Origin of the sequence: Geobacillus subterraneus, from assembly GCF_001618685.1 — a bacterium.
Taxonomy (GTDB): Bacteria; Bacillota; Bacilli; order Bacillales; family Anoxybacillaceae; genus Geobacillus; species Geobacillus subterraneus.
Map to the genome: position 1 here is coordinate 322697 of NZ_CP014342.1, position 16851 is coordinate 339547.

The following is a 16851-nucleotide window of genomic DNA, read 5'->3' on the forward strand; positions in this document are numbered from 1 at the left end:
ACCATGCTTTTTAATGCAAAAAGCGGCTGGGACCAGCAGCATGTTTCACTAAATCACCTGCTCGATCGAAACGATGCGATTGGCGATTGGCAGCGTAAGGGGAAACTTTTTTAGGAATTTTTCGTATACAGATAGGCGGCGAACGTCTGACTTGATTTCCAGCAGGCCGTTGTGCCGACAGAGGCGGGAGTTTATGATACAATGATAAACGGGGCGATGTGAGGGGAAACAATAGGGAAGGAGGATGGTTCATGTTAAACTTGGCAATGGTCTCACCACTGATTTTTGCTTTATTCGTTCCGTTTTTGTATAAATATGTGCGCCCGCTCCATACCGGCTGGTTTGTGCTCCCATTACCGGTTTTATTGTTTTTGTATTTCGTTCAACATCTCCCGCTTGAACCTTACGGACAAACGATCCCTTGGATTCCGTCTCTCGGAATGGATTTTCAAGTCTATATGGATGGGTTAGGGCTGCTCTTTTCGCTGCTAATCACAGGGATCGGCTCTCTTGTCGTGCTGTATTCGATTTATTATTTGCCGAAGGAAAAGGAAAAACTTGGGCACTTTTACGTGTATTTGCTTTTGTTTATGGGAGCGATGCTTGGCGTCGTTCTTTCGGACAACGCCATGGCGCTCTATCTGTTTTGGGAATTGACATCGTTTTCCTCCTTTTTGTTGATTGGCTACTGGAATGAGCGTGAACGTTCCCGATACGGGGCACAAAAATCGATGCTCATCACCGTGCTTGGCGGGCTGTCTCTGCTTGGGGGATTTTTATTGCTTTCGGTCATGAGCGGAGGGTCGTACAGCATTCGCGATTGGATGGCTATGGCGGATGCGTGGCCGCAGCATCCGTTGTTTGTGCCGGCGATGCTCTTGATTTTGCTTGGCGCGTTTACGAAATCCGCGCAGTTTCCGTTTTACATTTGGCTTCCGGACGCGATGGAAGCACCCACCCCGGTCAGCGCGTATTTGCATTCGGCCACCATGGTGAAAGCCGGCATTTATTTAGTGGCTCGCTTCACCCCGATTTTTGCTGTTTCTTCGTTATGGGTTTGGCTTGTGATAGGGATTGGAATGGCGACGCTTTGCTGGGCGTCATTTCATGCCGCCCGTCAGACGGATTTGAAAGGGTTGCTCGCCTATTCGACGGTGAGCCAGCTCGGGTTGATTATGTCGCTGCTTGGCGCCGGGGCGCTGGCCTTTCATGGCGATCCGGGCGACCGCCGTTTATATATGGCGGCCGTGGTGGCAGCGGTGTTTCACTTAATCAACCACGCGACGTTTAAAGGAAGCTTGTTTATGGCGGCCGGCATTGTCGATCATGAGACCGGGACGCGGGATATCCGGCGTCTTGGCGGGTTGCTCAGCGTCATGCCCATCACGTTTACGGTTGCGGTCATCGGTTCGTTGTCGATGGCGGGTGTGCCTCCGTTTAACGGATTTTTAAGCAAAGAAATGTTTTTTGCGGCGATGGTGCAAGTGGCGAACGCCCAATGGTTGTCGCTTGATGTGTGGGGGATCTTGTTTCCGGTGCTCGCTTGGGTGGGCAGCGTGTTCACCTTTTTGTACAGCCTTCTTTTTGTTGGGAAAACGTTTCTTGGTGCTCCGAAGCCTTCCGAATGGCCGAAACAGCCGCATGAAGCCCCGGTGGGGATGCTTGTGGCGCCGGTCGTTTTGGCCGTTCTTGTCATCGGCTTTGGACTGTTTCCGAATGTGTTGTCCAACACGGTGATTGCTCCGGCGGTCGATGCTGTCGTCAACGGCGTGTTCCGCCAAGAGGGGCTTTCCGTGCACATTAGTCATTGGCACGGATGGACGATTGAAGTGTGGATGACGATCGGAGTGATTGTTCTTGGCGTGTGGCTGTATCGGACGTTTGATTCATGGAAGCGCGTATACGGTGTTTTTTCGCGGCGGCTTTCACTGAATCACTTATATGACACGGTCGTGCGGCAAATGGAAGAGCGGTCGTATTCGCTGACAAGCCGTTACATGACCGGGTATGTTCGGACGTATTTCTTGTATATTTTGTCCGCGATGATCGCATTGCTTATCGCAACGATCGCTTTGAAAGTAGATGGAAGGCTCTCGCTAAGCCATTTAGCGGAAGTGGGCATCCATGAACTGATGTTGGCGTTGGTCGCCTTGATCGGAACGGCGACGACTGTGGCGGCCAAATCACGTCTTGTGGCGATTATCGCGTTAGGTTCGGTCGGCTATACGGTGTCGCTTTTCTTTGTGTTGTTCCGGGCGCCTGATTTGGCGTTGACGCAGCTCGTCATTGAAACGATTTCCGTCGCGCTGTTTTTGCTCTGTTTTTATCACTTGCCGAAGCTTAGCCGCCATGAGAAAGGCGTGCGATTCCGGCTTGGGAACGCTCTTATTTCGCTCGGAGTCGGCGCGTTGGTCAGCGCGATCGCCTTGTTGGCGTACAGTGAGAAAAACTTTGCCTCGATTGCTCAATACCATATTGAAAACGCGTATGAAAAAGCGGCTGGAAAAAATATTGTCAACGTGATCTTAGTCGACTTCCGCGGATTTGATACACTTTTTGAAATTTGTGTGCTGGCGATCGCGGCGCTCGGCATTTACGCTTTAGTGAAGCTGAAAGCTCCGAAAGGGGAGAGCGGCAAATATGAATGAGCTCATTTTGCGCACGGTAACGGCCGTTGTCACGTTTATGATCATTTTATTTGGGATTCAGCTTTTTTTTGCCGGCCACTATTATCCAGGCGGCGGATTCATTGCCGGCCTCGTTACCGCCGGCGCCATTATTTTGCTGCTGCTGGCGTTTGACATCAAAACCGTCCGGTCGATGATCCCGGTTTCGTATCGCACGCTCATTGGCATCGGGCTGTTGTTTGCCTTAGGAACAGGTCTTGGCGGCTTAGTCTTCAATGTCCCGTTTTTAACGCACGCCCACGGCCATGTCATGCTGCCGCTGCTTGGGGATGTGTCGCTCCATACGGCCGTCTTGTTTGACTTAGGAGTGTATTTGGTCGTTGTCGGGGTCACCATGACGATTATCGAAACGATAGGAGAGGAAGAATAAATGGAAGTCGTCATGATTATTGTCATCGGCTGTTTGTTTGCCGGCGCTACGTACTTAATGTTAAGCAAAAGTTTGCTTCGGATCATTATCGGCACGGGATTGTTAAGCCATGGAGCGCACTTGCTGTTATTGACGATGGGAGGATTGAAAAAAGGAGCGCCGCCGCTGCTTGACGTGCAGGCGGAACACTATGTCGACCCTGTTCCGCAGGCGCTGATTTTGACGGCGATTGTCATTAGCTTTGGGGTCACGGCGTTTTTGCTCGTTTTGGCGTATCGTTCTTATCAGGAGATCGGGACGGACAACATTGAACGGATGAGGGGAAAGGAAGACCATGACTAATGCCGTAATTTTTCCGATTGCGATTCCATTGACGACAGCAGTTCTCTTGATGTTTTGCGTGAAATCATTGAGAGCGCAAAAAATGATTTCCCTCGTGTCAGCAGGGGCGCTCATCGCTGCGGGCGCTTGGCTTGTGCGTCTTGTCGACCATGAAGGGATGCAAAAGCTCGACGTCGGAAACTGGCCGGCGCCGTTTGGGATTACGCTCGTCTCCGACATGCTTTCAGCGCTGTTGGTGTTGACAACGAGCGTGATCGCGCTCGCCTGCCTGCTGTATTCCTTTTTCACGATTGACGCGAAGCAGGCGTCCATGTACTACTATGTTTTTTTTCAGTTTCTCATTGTTGGAGTGAACGGGGCGTTTACGACAGGGGATATTTTTAACTTATTCGTGTTTTATGAAGTGATGCTCATGTCATCGTATGCGCTCCTCGTTCATGGCGGTACGAAAATCCAGCTTCAGGAAACGATGAAATATATGGTGATCAACGTGTTTTCATCAGCGTTGTTTGTCATCGCCGTCGGCTATTTGTACGCCGTGACCGGCACATTGAATATGGCGCACTTAGCCGTACGGATTTCTCAAGCAGACAACACTGCTGTATTGACGGTCATTTGCTTGCTTTTTCTCATTGTCTTTGGGTTAAAGGGGGCGTTGTTTCCGTTTTATGTTTGGATGCCGGGGGCTTATTCCGCTCCGCCGTCAGCTGTGCTTGCGTTGTTTGGCGGCTTGTTGACAAAAGTCGGTGTGTATTCGATCTTGCGCACTTTCTCGCTCATTTTCCGTCAAGATGTCGGCTATACGCATACGATTTTAGCGTGGTTGGCGATCGCGACCGTTGTGTTTGGCGTCATTGGCGCCGTGGCTTACCGCGATATGCGGCAAATCGCCATTTATAACATTGTGGCGGCCATCGGTGTGATGGCGTTTGGCATTTCGTTAATGACAGAAGAAAGTATGGAAGGCACGATCTTTTACTTGCTGCAAGACATGGTCATGAAAACGGCGCTCTTTTTCATTGTCGGGGCGATTGCGTATGTCGCGGGAACGAATCAACTCGGGCGGTTCAGCGGACTGCTCGGTTCGTATCCACTGCTTAGCTGGACCGTATTCCTTTCCGCTCTTGCGCTAAGCGGCATTCCTCCGTTCAGCGGGTTTATCGGAAAAGCGCTCATTATTCGGGCGGCGTTTGAAAAAGGACAGCTTCTGTTCGCGCTGGTTGTGTTATTATCCAGCTTGCTTGTGCTTTATTCGGTGATGAAAATTTTTATTCAATCTTGTTGGGGAGAAGCGCGCGGGTATGAGCAAAAACGAGTCGCCCCGCTGTATGTGCCGATTGTCGCGCTTCTTTCCTTGGCCGTTTTATACGGCGTCGGGGCCGAATTTGTTCGTCCATATATCGCCCAGGCGGCGGCGACGTTGGCGGATCCGTCAATGTATATTGAGTCCGTGCTGAAGGAGTAGAGGCAAATGGCGCAACAATTGCTGCTCAACGTGATATTGGCATTCGTTTGGATGTTTCTTGCTGATTCGTTTAGCGGATCATCGTTTGTCATTGGATATCTCCTTGGTTTAGGCATCCTTTTTGTGCTGCGAAGATATTTTTCGACAACGTTTTATGTCGTCCCGTTGTTTGTGATTGGAAAGCTGACGCTCATTTTCATCAAAGAATTGTTGTTGGCCAACTGGGCTGTTTTGAAGATTGTTCTTTCCCCGTCGCTGAACATGAAGCCTTGCATCTTCGCCCTTCCGCTCGAAGTGAAAAAAGACTGGGAAATTACGCTGTTATCCAACTTGATTACGTTGACGCCCGGGACGTTTGTGATCGACGTCTCTGATGACAAGAAAGAGATTTATATTCATACGATTGATGCTCCGGATGTGGATGAAGTGGTCCGGCAAATCAAGACATCGTTTGAAAAAACGATTTTGGAGGTGAGCCGATGACCGTGATGTTCTATATCGCCCTCGCTCTTTTGTCGCTCGCCATTGGCTGTTTCGTTTATCGGGTCGTCAAAGGACCGACCGTCGCGGATCGGGTCATTGCGCTTGACGCGATCGGGATTTGTCTGGCAGGCATTGTGGCGGTGCTGTCGATCTTGTTGGAGACGAGCGTGTTTTTAGAAATTATTTTGCTGATTGGAATTTTGGCGTTTCTTGGCACGGCGGCGTTTGCCAAGTTTTTGCAAAAAGGGGTTGTGATTGAACGTGACGGAAATCATTGATGGGTTGATCGTGTTGTTCGTCATGGCTGGTGCGCTGTTAACATTGATTTCGGCCATCGGCGTCCTCCGTCTTCCCGACGTCTATACGAGAAGCCATGCCATTAGCAAAAGCACGACGCTAGGGATGATTTTCATCTTAATGGGGACGTTATTTTACTTTTGGTTGAAGCACGATCATTTCAATTCCCGTTTGTTGTTGGCTATTGTCTTTCTGTTTTTAACATCCCCGGTGTCGGCTCATTTGATTAGCCGTGCGGCATACTACTCCGGCGTTCGACCGTGGGAAGGGACGGTTCGCGACGATTTGGCCGAACGGAGAGAGAATAGAACGAAAAGCGCAAAGTAGAGAAGAAATAGCGGGATGTCCTTTCGGTTTCTCCAGGCCACTCCGTTTTCACGGCATCCGCCCCTTTTTCGCCATTTTCTGAAAAAAGAAATAAACAATCGCTTTCCCGTGATATAATAATAGTAAGACGGACTGTGGCTGTGCGTCAGAAAGGGGGGAAGCGACGATGGACGTCCCGCAATATTTGTTTCTCGATTTTGAATTTACGATGCCGGAGACGAAAACGACCCCGGATAGGTTTTATCCGGAAATTATCGAAGTGGGCCTTGTCGCGGTCGTTGACGAGCAAATTGTGAGCCAGTTTTCCGCTTATGTGAAACCGCTCCGTTTTCCGCAGCTCACCGACCGATGCAAGTCATTTCTCAATATCACTCAAGAACAAATCGACCGCGGAATGAGTTTTTATGAACTTGTTTCCTTGCTTCGGCAATATGACCGCGAGCGCCCGACGACGGTCGTGACATGGGGAAGCATGGATATGAAAGTGCTTCGGGAAAACTGCCAGTCGGCGCGGGTGGAGTTTCCGTTCACCGGCGAACACCGCGATTTGGCGATGGAGTATAAACGTTTTTTTGGAAACAAAAACCAAACCGGATTGCGCAAGGCCGTACAAGAGTACGGGAACGAAGGGATTGGAAAAGCCCATTGCGCGCTCGATGACGCATTTACCGCGTATACGATTTTCCGGCTCGTTGAAAACGATAAAAAATATTTGGCGAAGACGAAGCCCACGACGATCGGGGAGCGGATCGATTTCACCCAGCTGCGGAAAAAATTCGCTTTATAGCTGCTGCATTGGCGGCAGTTTTTTTGTGCTATAATGGGAATGGACGATTTCGAGGCAGAAAGGTTGTTTGTGCAATGTGGCCATGGGTGCTCAATTTATTTTTATACTTTCCGGAAGATAAGCGTGAGTATATTCCTGCAGCCATTTCATTTGCAGTGTTTTTTCTCATCGCCGTGCTGACGATGCGGCTTATCCTTGTCATTTCGCGGCGCCAAGAGAAGGAAGCAAAACGGCTCGAGCAGGAGTTGCTCGGGAAAACGGACGAGTCCGGTCGGACGCCGGATGTATAAATTCGTCTTTCCTTGGCAATAATGGCAGGTAACATCTGCCATGCTGGGGGGAGTGTTGTGTTGTACGGAAAATATGGGATCCTTTTGGCTGCGGCGCTCATGTTAGCGGGCTGCGGCCAAGAGGACGGCACGAGCCGGACGGTGGAGATGATCAATGCGGACAGCGATCCGATTGGCACCATTGAGTTGACGGAACAGGCGGAAGGGGTTCGGTTGAAACTCGACCTAGAAGGGCTTCCGCCGGGAGAGCGTGCCATTCATATTCATGAAAAAGGGAGCTGCGAACCGCCCGATTTTCAATCGGCCGGCGGGCATTACAATCCCGATGGGAAAAAGCACGGGCTTCTCCACCCGGAAGGCGCGCATGCCGGTGATTTGCCGAACATTATTGTCAAAGACGACGGCACGGTCAACGTTGAACTGACGGCGCCAAACGTGACGTTACGGGAAGGGGAAAAAGGGTCACTGCTGACAAAAGACGGAACGTCGATCGTCATTCATGCGAAGAAGGACGACGGCATGACCCAACCGGCGGGGGATGCGGGCGGACGCATCGCCTGTGGGGAAATTAAATCATCGTAAACGCTCCCGTTTGCATTCATGTTTCGAAGCGGGAGCTTCCCGGCTTGAATGGCAAAAGGTGTCCCAAATCAGCAACGGGACACCTTTTTTTGATGGGGTGGACCGAAAAAATGACCACCGTGTCCTATGCTGGATGGACGTGATTTAGCGCAGCGCGCTCACTAGCCGCCGCAGCCCTTCCTCAAGCGTCGGGCGCGGACAGGCGACGTTCAGACGGATAAAGCCGTTTCCTTCCTGTCCGAATTTGCTGCCGAACTCAACAGCGATTTTCCCTTTTTCCAGAAGCTGTTTTTTGAGTTCGGCTTCAGAAAGACCGAGGCCGCGGGCATCGATCCAGACGAGATACGTCGCTTCCGGGCGGATGGGGCGGAGGGCTGGAAGCTCGGCCGCCAAATAGGAGACAGTGGCGTCGATGTTTTGCTGCAAATACGCAAGCAAGGCGTCAAGCCACGGCCCGCCATGGCGGTAAGCCGCCTCCGCTCCGACAACGGCAAACGGGCTGAGCGTGAAAAACCCTTGCCGCTGTTGGACGCGGCGGAACGCCCGGCGCCGCGGCTCGTCAGGGATGATCGCCTCGGCCGCCTGCAAGCCGGCGAGATTGAATGTTTTCGTCGGCGCCCGGAACGTGGCGCTTTGTCTTGCCAACTCCGGATGGAGCGAAGCGAACGGCACATGCCGATGCGGCGGGAACGTCAAATCGGCGTGAATTTCGTCGGAAAGGACGAAGACGCCGTGCTTCAGACACAGCTCCCCGAGCCGTTCGAGTTCTTCTGTTCTCCACGATTTGCCGCCCGGGTTATGCGGGTGGCAAAGAATGAGCAGCTTTGCTCCGGACAGGTTCCGCTCCAAGTCATCCCAGTCGATGACATAATTGTCTTCCGTCAAGCGAAGGGGGCTAAACACAAGCGCGCGGCCGTGGCGGCGGACGAGATCAAACAGCGGCCGGTAAACCGGGGAAAAGACAACGATGCGCTCTCCCGGCTCGGAAAACGCCTCAATGGCAGCGGCGACCGCCGGCACGACACCGTGGGCAAACGTGAGCCAACCCGGGTCGATGCTCCACCCGTGGCGGCGCTGAAGCCATTCGCACACCGCCTCGTTCAACGAATCAGGAATGACGGTGTAACCAAAAATCCCGTGTTCGATTCGCGCTTGCAGCGCGTCTTGCACCGCTTTAGGAGCCGGAAAATCCATATCGGCCACCCACATCGGCCATACATCTTCATACCCAAACACCCGCTTCGTATCATCCCATTTCACCGACTGCGTCCCTCGGCGGTCGATGACTTGGTCAAACGAAAACATCGCATGTTCTCCCTTCTTTTTTTTTGATCGATGGCTTATAATTGGTTATATCATACATCAAGAAAGAAGGTGGATGGCGGCGCATGAACGGACAACCGTTGAACCGGCTGCTTCTTGACACCATTCGCGCCTGGGATCCGTTCGGTTACGGAAACGACGCGTACGAGGTGGAGGCGATCGACGTGCTTCAGGCCGTATATGATACGGATGATGCCCGCGCGCTCGCTGCTCGCATTCTGTCCATATATGAATTCGCGTTTGACGCGGCAATTCCTTTTCGCGATTGCCTACAACTTGCCAGCCGGCTGCTCGAACTGAAACGAACGGCGTCTTGTTCGTTCCCGGCATGACGTTGATCAGACGGGCTGCCGGCTTAGCGAAACCGTTCAAGTGGAGGGATGTTCTGTGAAACTGAGCGATAAAGAGCTTGAAATTATCGAAATATTGGAAAAAGATGCGCGGACGCCGATCGATGTGCTGGCGAAAATGATCGAGTTGCCCGTCGAAGAAACAGAGGCGCTCGTCAAAAAGCTGGAGGAGGCAAACGTGATCGTCCAATATACGGCGCTTGTCGATTGGCGGAAGGCGGACGGCCATGAAGGGGTGACGGCGATGATCGATGTGAAAGTGACCCCGAAGCGCGGCGTCGGTTTTGATGAGGTGGCGGAGCGCATTTACCGTTTTCCTGAAGTGAAATCGGTGTATTTAATGTCCGGTGCTTATGATTTGTCGGTCGTCATTGAAGGGCGGTCGATGGCGGACGTCGCCCAGTTCGTTTCCGAAAAACTGTCAACGCTTGATTCCGTCATTTCGACGACCACCCATTTCATCTTGAAAAAATATAAACATGACGGCATCATCTTTGACCAAGGAGATCAAGATCGCCGCATCGTGGTGGCGCCATGAAGCCGCACACGAGAAAAACGTATGTGTCGGAAACGGTCGCGGGCTTGAAGCCGTCCGGCATCCGCCGGTTTTTCGACCTCGCCTCAAGCCTTGACGACGTCGTTTCCCTCGGCGTCGGCGAGCCGGACTTTGTCACATCTTGGAGCATCCGCGAGGCGAGCATTTTGTCGCTCGAGCAAGGCTATACGTCCTATACCGCGAACGCCGGGCTGTTCGAGCTGCGCCAAGAAATCGCCGCCTACTTGCGCCGCAAGTTTCATGTCGAATACCGTCCGGAAGCGGAAATTTTGGTAACAGTTGGGGCGAGCCAGGCGATTGATTTGGCGCTAAGGGCGATCGTCAATCCAGGTGATGAAGTGATCGTGGTGGAACCGGGCTTTGTCGCTTATGAACCGCTTGTGGTGCTTGCCGGCGGGACGCCGGTGGCTGTTCATGCGTCCGGCGCCGACGGGTTTCAGCTCGCGCCGGCGCGCATCGAACAAGCGATCACCGAGCGGACGAAGGCCGTAATCATTTGTTCGCCGAACAATCCGACCGGAACGGTGCTTCGCCCGTCCGAACTCGACGCGCTCGCCCGCCTGGCGGAGCGGCATGATTTCCTTGTCATTGCCGACGAAATTTACGCCGAGCTCACGTATGAAGGAGAGTATACAAGCATGGCCGCCGTTCCCGGCATGCGCGAACGGACGATTTTAATTTCCGGCTTCTCGAAAGGGTTTGCGATGACCGGCTGGCGGCTCGGCTTTGCGGCCGCGCCGCAAGACATTTTGCAGGCGATGCTGAAAATCCATCAATATGCGATGATGTGTGCGCCGACGATGGCGCAATACGGCGCCCTTGAAGCGCTCCGCAACGGGGAGCACGAGGTCGAACATATGCGCAACAGCTATCGGCGGCGGCGCAACTATTTTGTCGCCGCGCTGAATGAAATCGGGTTGCCTTGCCACCTGCCGGGCGGGGCGTTTTACGCGTTCCCGTCCATTCGCCATACCGGCTTGACGTCCGAACAGTTTGCCGAGCGGCTGCTTTTGGAAGAAAAAGTGGCCGTTGTTCCGGGCAATGTCTTTGGCGCCAGCGGGGAAGGCTATATCCGCTGCTCGTACGCTTCATCGCTCGAGCAGCTGCAGGAAGCCATTAAACGGATGAAGCGGTTTTTGGCGCGCCTGTAACCGATGATGTTCCGCCATGGGCGGGACATCTTTTTTTGGGTTTTCCCTTCCGGTTATGTTATAATACAAAAACATAGATAAAACTAACAATAGGAGTGTTTTGCTTGCCAACGATGAAACGAGGAGCGATTGTGAAAGGGAAGGTGACAGGCATCCAGCCATATGGCGCGTTCGTCCAACTTGAGGACGGCATGCAAGGGCTCATTCATATTTCGGAAATTTCCCACCAGTTTGTGAAAGATGTGCGCGATTATGTCCAGATCGGTGACGAAGTGACCGTCAAAGTGCTCGATGTCGACTATAAGGCAGGGCGGGCGAGCCTATCTTTAAAGGCGCTCGAGCCGGGCGGAGAGAGGGAAAAGCGCCAGGCGCGCATGAAAATGCCGCTTGAGTCCGGCTTTCGTCCGTTAAAAGAAAAGCTGCGCGAATGGATTGAGCAGTCGAAGAAAGAGGATTTACCGAAAAAATAAGACACCCACCGCCAAGCGGTGAGTGTCTCGCGTTATGTGCGCGTCGCTTTTGGCTCGGCGCGCTCAAGCTCTTCGGTCGGCTTGAACAGCAGCGCTAAGTTGACGAGGCCGGCGATGCCGACAAGGCTGTAAATAATGCGCGACCAGACCGAATCTTGGCCGCCGAAAATGGCGGCAACTAGATCAAATTGAAAAAATCCAATCAGTCCCCAGTTGATGGCACCAATGATCGTTAACAATAAGGCAATGCGCTGCCATGCTCCCATCATGTACGCCTCCTTTGGGAATTTTCTTTCATTCATTTGTAGGATGAGTCATAGCCGCAAAAAATATGCATAATTTGCCGCCGAAGCGTACGGCTTTACAACCGTAGCGGGCATCGCCATAATAGAAACAAAAGGAGGGGGATACATATGCAAAACTTTACGTTTCGCAATCCGACGAAACTCATTTTCGGGAGAGGGCAAATTGAACAGCTGAAAGAAGAAGTGCCGCAGTACGGCAAAAAGGTGCTGCTTGTCTATGGGGGCGGCAGCATTAAACGAAGCGGGCTGTATGATGAAGTGATCGGCCGATTGACGGACATTGGCGCCGAAGTCGTCGAACTGCCCGGCGTTGAGCCGAACCCGCGCCTTTCCACCGTCAGAAAAGGGGTGGACATTTGCAAGCGCGAAGGGATTGAGTTTTTGCTTGCCGTTGGCGGCGGCAGCGTGATCGACTGTACGAAAGCGATCGCAGCCGGCGCGAAATTTGATGGCGACCCGTGGGAGTTCATTACGAAAAAAGCGGCCGTCACCGACGCGCTGCCGTTTGGAACGGTTCTGACGCTGGCGGCAACCGGCTCGGAAATGAACGCCGGCTCGGTGATCACGAACTGGGAGACGAAAGAAAAATACGGCTGGGGCAGCCCGGTGACATTCCCGCAATTTTCGATTTTGGACCCGACATACACGATGACGGTGCCGAAAGATCATACCGTTTACGGCATCGTCGATATGATGTCGCACGTGTTTGAGCAATATTTCCATCATACGCCGAACACGCCGCTGCAAGACCGGATGTGCGAGGCGGTGTTAAAAACGGTCATCGAGGCGGCGCCGAAACTCGTCAATGATTTGGAGAACTATGAGCTGCGCGAAACGATCATGTACTCCGGCACGATCGCCTTAAACGGCTTTTTGCAAATGGGCGTGCGCGGCGATTGGGCGACGCACAACATCGAGCACGCCGTCTCCGCCGTGTACGATATCCCGCATGCCGGGGGATTGGCCATTTTGTTTCCGAACTGGATGAAGCATGTGCTTGATGAAAACGTCAGCCGTTTCGCCCAGCTGGCGGTGCGCGTCTTTGACGTCGACCCGACGGGCAAAGCGGAACGCGACGTGGCGCTGGAGGGCATCGAGCGGCTGCGCGCGTTTTGGTCGAGCCTCGGGGCGCCGTCGCGATTGGCCGATTATGGCATCGGCGAGGAACATCTCGAGCTGATGGCGGATAAAGCGATGGCGTTCGGTGAGTTCGGCCATTTCAAAACGCTCAACCGTGACGATGTGCTTTCCATTTTGCGCGCGTCCTTATAAGAAGCCTTCAAAGCCGGCCGGCGGATGTGACTGCCAGGCCGGCTTTTTCGAGTGCGCCCGGCATGGGTGCAGTCTATAGGGTGAAAGTCCCGAACTGCGAAGGCAGAAGTAGCAGTTAGCTTAACGCAAGGGTGTCTGCGGCGACGCAGAATCTGAAGGAAGCGGGCGGCAAACTTCCGGTCTGAGGAACACGAACTTCATAGGAGGCTGGGTATCATTGGGTGAGTTTGCACGACAAAACGAAGCCCTTTCTGCCGAAGGTGATATCGAGTAAATGAAGCAGATAGATGGAAGGAAAGACTGCACTCTTACCCGGGGAGGTCTGTCCGGGAAGCCAAGTGCGCTTGGCAACCGTTGGAGCGATCCAACGCTGAACGGACAGAAGTCAGCAGAGGTCATAGTACCCGTCTAGCTTAAGATAGAAGGGGAAGGACCGAACCATGAAGGAGAACGGCCACTAGGCGTTCATCTTCTTTGATGAAGCAGACAACCCGAAAGGGCCTGCTTGAGGGAGGAAATGGTGAAGTCCATGGGGGACCTCAAGAGGGTGGAGAAGAAGATGGCACAAATAGAACGGATCGTTCACGTAGAGAGGAAGAATCGGAATGTGGATGAAACAGGTACTGTCACGGGAGAATCTCCTGCGAGCACTCAAACAAGTGGAAAAGAATAAAGGGTCCCATGGAACCGATGGAATGTCCGTCAAAGACCTGCGAAGACACCTCGTGGAACATTGGGACGTGATACGGCGCGCTTTGGAAGAAGGGACCTACGAACCTTGCCCGGTCCGACGGGTCGAAATCCCGAAACCGAACGGAGGAGTCAGGTTACTAGGAATCCCGACCGTGACAGACCGGTTCATCCAACAGGCCATCGCCCAAGTGCTCACGCCGATCTTTGCCCCATCCTTTTCGGAACACAGCTACGGGTTTCGTCCCGGTCGAAGAGGACACGACGCGGTGAAAAAGGCGAAGCAGTATATTCAGGAAGGATATACATGGGTGGTAGATATCGACTTGGAAAAGTTCTTTGATCGAGTCAACCATGACAAACTGATGGGGATATTAGCGAAACGAATTCCAGACAAAATCCTCCTAAAGTTGATACGGAAGTATCTACAGGCAGGGGTCATGATCAACGGGGTGGTCATGGAAACACAAGAGGGGACTCCACAAGGAGGGCCGCTCAGTCCACTTTTGTCCAACATTCTCTTGGATGAGCTGGACAAAGAATTGGAAAAACGAGGGCACAAATTTGTACGGTATGCGGATGACTGCAATATCTACGTAAGGACGAAGAAGGCCGGGGAACGGGTGATGAAATCGATCACGGCATTCATTGAAAAGAAACTCCGGCTGAAAGTCAATGAAACCAAATCGGCAGTGGATCGACCGTGGAGGAGAAAATTCCTCGGTTTTAGCTTCACCCCAAATAAGGAGCCAAAAATCCGGATCGCAAAGGAAAGTATTCGGCGCATGAAGCAAAGGATACGCACCATGACGAGTCGATCGAAACCGATTCCCATGCCCGAGCGAATCGAACAGCTCAACCAGTACATTCTGGGATGGTGTGGATACTTCTCGTTAGCAGAGACTCCAAGTGTGTTCAAAGAACTAGATGGATGGATTCGACGAAGGCTGCGCATGTGCCAATGGAAAGAGTGGAAACTTCCGAGAACCAGAGTCCGAAAACTGCAAAGTTTAGGAGTGCCCAAGCGGAAAGCATATGAATGGGGAAACACTCGGAAGAAATATTGGAGAGTGGCCGCTAGTCCCATCTTGCATAAAGCCCTTGGCAACTCCTATTGGGAGAGCCAAGGGCTGAAGAGTCTTTATCAACGATATGAATCTCTGCGTCAGACTTAATGGAACCGCCGTATACCGAACGGTACGTACGGTGGTGTGAGAGGACGAGGGTTAGTCACCCTCTCCTACTCGATTGGCAACCCCATGCCTGTGCCCAACGATGGCAGCTCCGCCTCGGTGAAGACCGCCGCGCCGCCCTTGGACGAAGCGGCGCTCTCCTGCCCGTTGGCCGCCGGAGAAAGCCGCTATGGCCCGGCGAAAATTGTCGGAATTGAATCCGCTTTCGCCTAACGGCATCGCTTGATTTCCCTTGTCCGTTCGGCTAAAGTGAAAGAAGGCAATGATTCTTGAAGGGGAGGCGGAATGGAATGACCCATATTCGTTTCGATTATTCCAAAGCGCTCGCCTTTTTTGGCGAACATGAGCTTACATACTTGCGCGATGCGGTGAAAGTCGCGCATCATTCGCTCCATGAAAAAACCGGCACCGGCAGCGACTTTTTAGGGTGGCTCGACTGGCCGGTCGACTATGACAAAGACGAATTCGCCCGCATCAAGCAGGCGGCGAAAACCATTCAATCCGACTCCGATGTCCTTCTTGTCATCGGCATCGGCGGTTCGTACCTCGGGGCGCGCGCGGCGATTGAGATGCTGCACCATTCGTTTTACAACGCTTTGCCGAAAGAGAAGCGGAACACGCCGCAAATCATTTTTGTCGGCAACAACATCAGCTCGACGTATATGAAAGATGTCATCGATTTTCTCGAAGGAAAAGATTTTTCGATCAACGTCATTTCCAAATCGGGGACGACGACTGAGCCGGCGATCGCCTTCCGTATTTTCCGCAAGCTGCTTGAGAACAAATACGGCAAAGCAGAAGCGCGCCGCCGCATTTACGCGACGACCGACAGCCAGCGCGGCGCCTTGCGGACGCTCGCTGAGGAGGAAGGGTACGAAACGTTCGTCATTCCGGACGACATCGGCGGCCGCTATTCGGTGCTGACAGCGGTCGGGCTGCTGCCGATTGCCGCCAGCGGCGCGGACATCGACGCGATGATGGAAGGGGCGGCCAAGGCGCGCGAAGACTTCAGCCGCTCGGAGCTTGACGAAAACGCCGCTTACCAATACGCGGCTATCCGCAACATTTTGTACAACAAAGGGAAAACGATCGAACTGCTCGTCAACTACGAACCGGCGTTGCACTATTTCGCCGAATGGTGGAAGCAGCTGTTCGGCGAAAGCGAAGGGAAAGACCAAAAAGGCATTTATCCGGCTTCCGCCGACTTCTCGACCGACTTGCATTCGCTCGGCCAATACATTCAAGAAGGGCGCCGCGACTTGTTTGAAACGGTGTTGAAACTTGAAGAGCCGCGCCATGAACTGGTCATCGAAGCAGAGGAAAACGACCTTGACGGCCTGAACTATTTAGCCGGCCAAACGGTCGACTTCGTCAACACGAAAGCGTTCGAAGGGACGCTTCTCGCCCATACGGACGGCGGCGTGCCGAATTTGGTCGTCACGTTGCCGAAGCTCGATGAATATACGTTCGGCTACCTCGTTTACTTCTTTGAAAAAGCGTGCGCCATGAGCGGCTATTTGCTCGGGGTCAACCCGTTTGACCAGCCGGGCGTGGAGGCGTACAAGAAAAACATGTTCGCCCTTTTAGGCAAACCGGGCTACGAAGCGCTGAAAGAGGAGCTAGAGAAACGGTTGAAATAACAAAAGGATGGTCAAGCGCTTTTTCACGACATGTCCGGCCGATGTTGGACGCATTTTCCAGAGTGAATCGAAAAACGTCTCTTCTCCCTTAGTCGGGGGAAGAGGCGTTTTTTTGTCTTTGTGCTCCGTTCGCTTGTTGTCCATGCCTCCGGCGTTCGGTTAAGGCGGATGATCGAAGCGGTGAAGGCTGCATTCCTTCTATGGCGCCAAGGATCGCCAAAGGGTTCTCCGTGACGTTGTGTTCCTTCTCGGCGGTTGGGCAAATAATTGC

At 52.8% G+C, this 16851-nt stretch carries 19 protein-coding genes; 17 read left to right on the forward strand and 2 right to left on the reverse strand.

Going from position 1 to position 16851, the window contains the following annotated elements:
- The first annotated feature begins 251 nt into the window (after positions 1–251).
- From GS3922_RS01485 to GS3922_RS01530, 10 genes are all read left to right on the forward strand, one after another.
- Positions 252–2648 carry a Na+/H+ antiporter subunit A gene (locus GS3922_RS01485; RefSeq protein ID WP_063164877.1) on the forward strand — a complete coding sequence of 799 codons (2397 nt, stop codon included), beginning with the start codon at positions 252–254 and terminating at the stop codon, positions 2646–2648.
- Entirely contained in the window at positions 2641–3057 is a 417-nt protein-coding gene (locus GS3922_RS01490; protein ID WP_063164878.1) for a Na(+)/H(+) antiporter subunit B, read from the forward strand. The genes GS3922_RS01485 and GS3922_RS01490 overlap by 8 nt, the downstream gene beginning before the upstream one ends.
- Positions 3058–3399, forward strand: coding sequence for a Na(+)/H(+) antiporter subunit C (locus GS3922_RS01495; RefSeq protein ID WP_033010707.1), 342 nt, complete (start codon positions 3058–3060; stop codon positions 3397–3399).
- On the forward strand, positions 3392–4864 hold the full coding sequence (locus GS3922_RS01500; RefSeq protein ID WP_063164879.1) for a Na+/H+ antiporter subunit D: 1473 nt from the start codon (positions 3392–3394) through the stop codon (positions 4862–4864). The genes GS3922_RS01495 and GS3922_RS01500 overlap by 8 nt, the downstream gene beginning before the upstream one ends.
- A gap of 6 nt (positions 4865–4870) precedes the next feature.
- A complete protein-coding gene (locus tag GS3922_RS01505; RefSeq protein ID WP_063164880.1) occupies positions 4871–5347 on the forward strand; it encodes a Na+/H+ antiporter subunit E in 477 nt (158 codons plus the stop codon).
- On the forward strand, positions 5344–5625 hold the full coding sequence (locus tag GS3922_RS01510; protein WP_063164881.1) for a Na(+)/H(+) antiporter subunit F1: 282 nt from the start codon (positions 5344–5346) through the stop codon (positions 5623–5625). Before GS3922_RS01505 ends, GS3922_RS01510 begins: the two co-directional genes overlap by 4 nt.
- A 22-nt stretch (positions 5626–5647) precedes the next feature.
- The gene (mnhG, locus tag GS3922_RS01515) at positions 5648–5971 is read left to right on the forward strand and encodes a monovalent cation/H(+) antiporter subunit G (protein ID WP_050368719.1); all 324 of its coding nucleotides are present in this window, start codon (positions 5648–5650) and stop codon (positions 5969–5971) included.
- A 166-nt stretch (positions 5972–6137) separates the two neighbouring features.
- Entirely contained in the window at positions 6138–6758 is a 621-nt protein-coding gene (kapD, locus tag GS3922_RS01520) for a 3'-5' exonuclease KapD (protein ID WP_063164882.1), read from the forward strand.
- A 74-nt stretch (positions 6759–6832) separates the two neighbouring features.
- Positions 6833–7048 (forward strand): hypothetical protein, encoded by a 216-nt coding sequence (locus tag GS3922_RS01525; RefSeq protein ID WP_063164883.1) that lies wholly within the window; start codon positions 6833–6835, stop codon positions 7046–7048.
- A 99-nt stretch (positions 7049–7147) separates the two neighbouring features.
- Positions 7148–7630 (forward strand): superoxide dismutase family protein, encoded by a 483-nt coding sequence (locus GS3922_RS01530; protein WP_409071377.1) that lies wholly within the window; start codon positions 7148–7150, stop codon positions 7628–7630.
- Between the two features lie 144 nt (positions 7631–7774).
- Here the strand turns inward: GS3922_RS01530 and GS3922_RS01535 are convergent, their stop codons facing one another.
- Positions 7775–8935, reverse strand: a complete 1161-nt coding sequence (locus tag GS3922_RS01535) for a MalY/PatB family protein (protein ID WP_063164885.1) — start codon at positions 8933–8935, stop codon at positions 7775–7777.
- Between the two features lie 83 nt (positions 8936–9018).
- Here GS3922_RS01535 and GS3922_RS01540 point away from each other — a divergent pair, with 83 nt between their 5' ends.
- The 4 genes from GS3922_RS01540 (at position 9019) to yugI (ending at position 11480) form a co-directional block, all read left to right on the forward strand.
- Positions 9019–9285, forward strand: coding sequence for a DUF1871 family protein (locus GS3922_RS01540; protein ID WP_063164886.1), 267 nt, complete (start codon positions 9019–9021; stop codon positions 9283–9285).
- A gap of 55 nt (positions 9286–9340) precedes the next feature.
- Positions 9341–9841, forward strand: a complete 501-nt coding sequence (locus tag GS3922_RS01545) for an Lrp/AsnC family transcriptional regulator (protein WP_063164887.1) — start codon at positions 9341–9343, stop codon at positions 9839–9841.
- Positions 9838–11010 (forward strand): aminotransferase, encoded by a 1173-nt coding sequence (locus GS3922_RS01550; RefSeq protein WP_063164888.1) that lies wholly within the window; start codon positions 9838–9840, stop codon positions 11008–11010. Before GS3922_RS01545 ends, GS3922_RS01550 begins: the two co-directional genes overlap by 4 nt.
- A 104-nt stretch (positions 11011–11114) precedes the next feature.
- Positions 11115–11480, forward strand: a complete 366-nt coding sequence (gene yugI, locus GS3922_RS01555; protein ID WP_063164889.1) for a S1 domain-containing post-transcriptional regulator GSP13 — start codon at positions 11115–11117, stop codon at positions 11478–11480.
- Positions 11481–11512: 32 nt separating this feature from the next.
- Here yugI and GS3922_RS01560 read toward each other — a convergent pair whose 3' ends face one another.
- Positions 11513–11746: a DUF378 domain-containing protein gene (locus GS3922_RS01560; protein ID WP_063164890.1), complete on the reverse strand. Its 234-nt coding sequence runs from the start codon at positions 11744–11746 to the stop codon at positions 11513–11515.
- A 147-nt stretch (positions 11747–11893) separates the two neighbouring features.
- Here GS3922_RS01560 and GS3922_RS01565 point away from each other — a divergent pair, with 147 nt between their 5' ends.
- The 3 genes from GS3922_RS01565 (at position 11894) to GS3922_RS01575 (ending at position 16580) form a co-directional block, all read left to right on the forward strand.
- Positions 11894–13057, forward strand: a complete 1164-nt coding sequence (locus GS3922_RS01565; RefSeq protein WP_063164891.1) for an iron-containing alcohol dehydrogenase — start codon at positions 11894–11896, stop codon at positions 13055–13057.
- Positions 13058–13662: 605 nt separating this feature from the next.
- On the forward strand, positions 13663–14922 hold the full coding sequence (gene ltrA, locus GS3922_RS01570; protein WP_063164892.1) for a group II intron reverse transcriptase/maturase: 1260 nt from the start codon (positions 13663–13665) through the stop codon (positions 14920–14922).
- 308 nt (positions 14923–15230) lie between these two features.
- The gene (locus GS3922_RS01575; RefSeq protein ID WP_063164893.1) at positions 15231–16580 is read left to right on the forward strand and encodes a glucose-6-phosphate isomerase; all 1350 of its coding nucleotides are present in this window, start codon (positions 15231–15233) and stop codon (positions 16578–16580) included.
- The last annotated feature ends 271 nt before the right edge of the window (positions 16581–16851 follow it).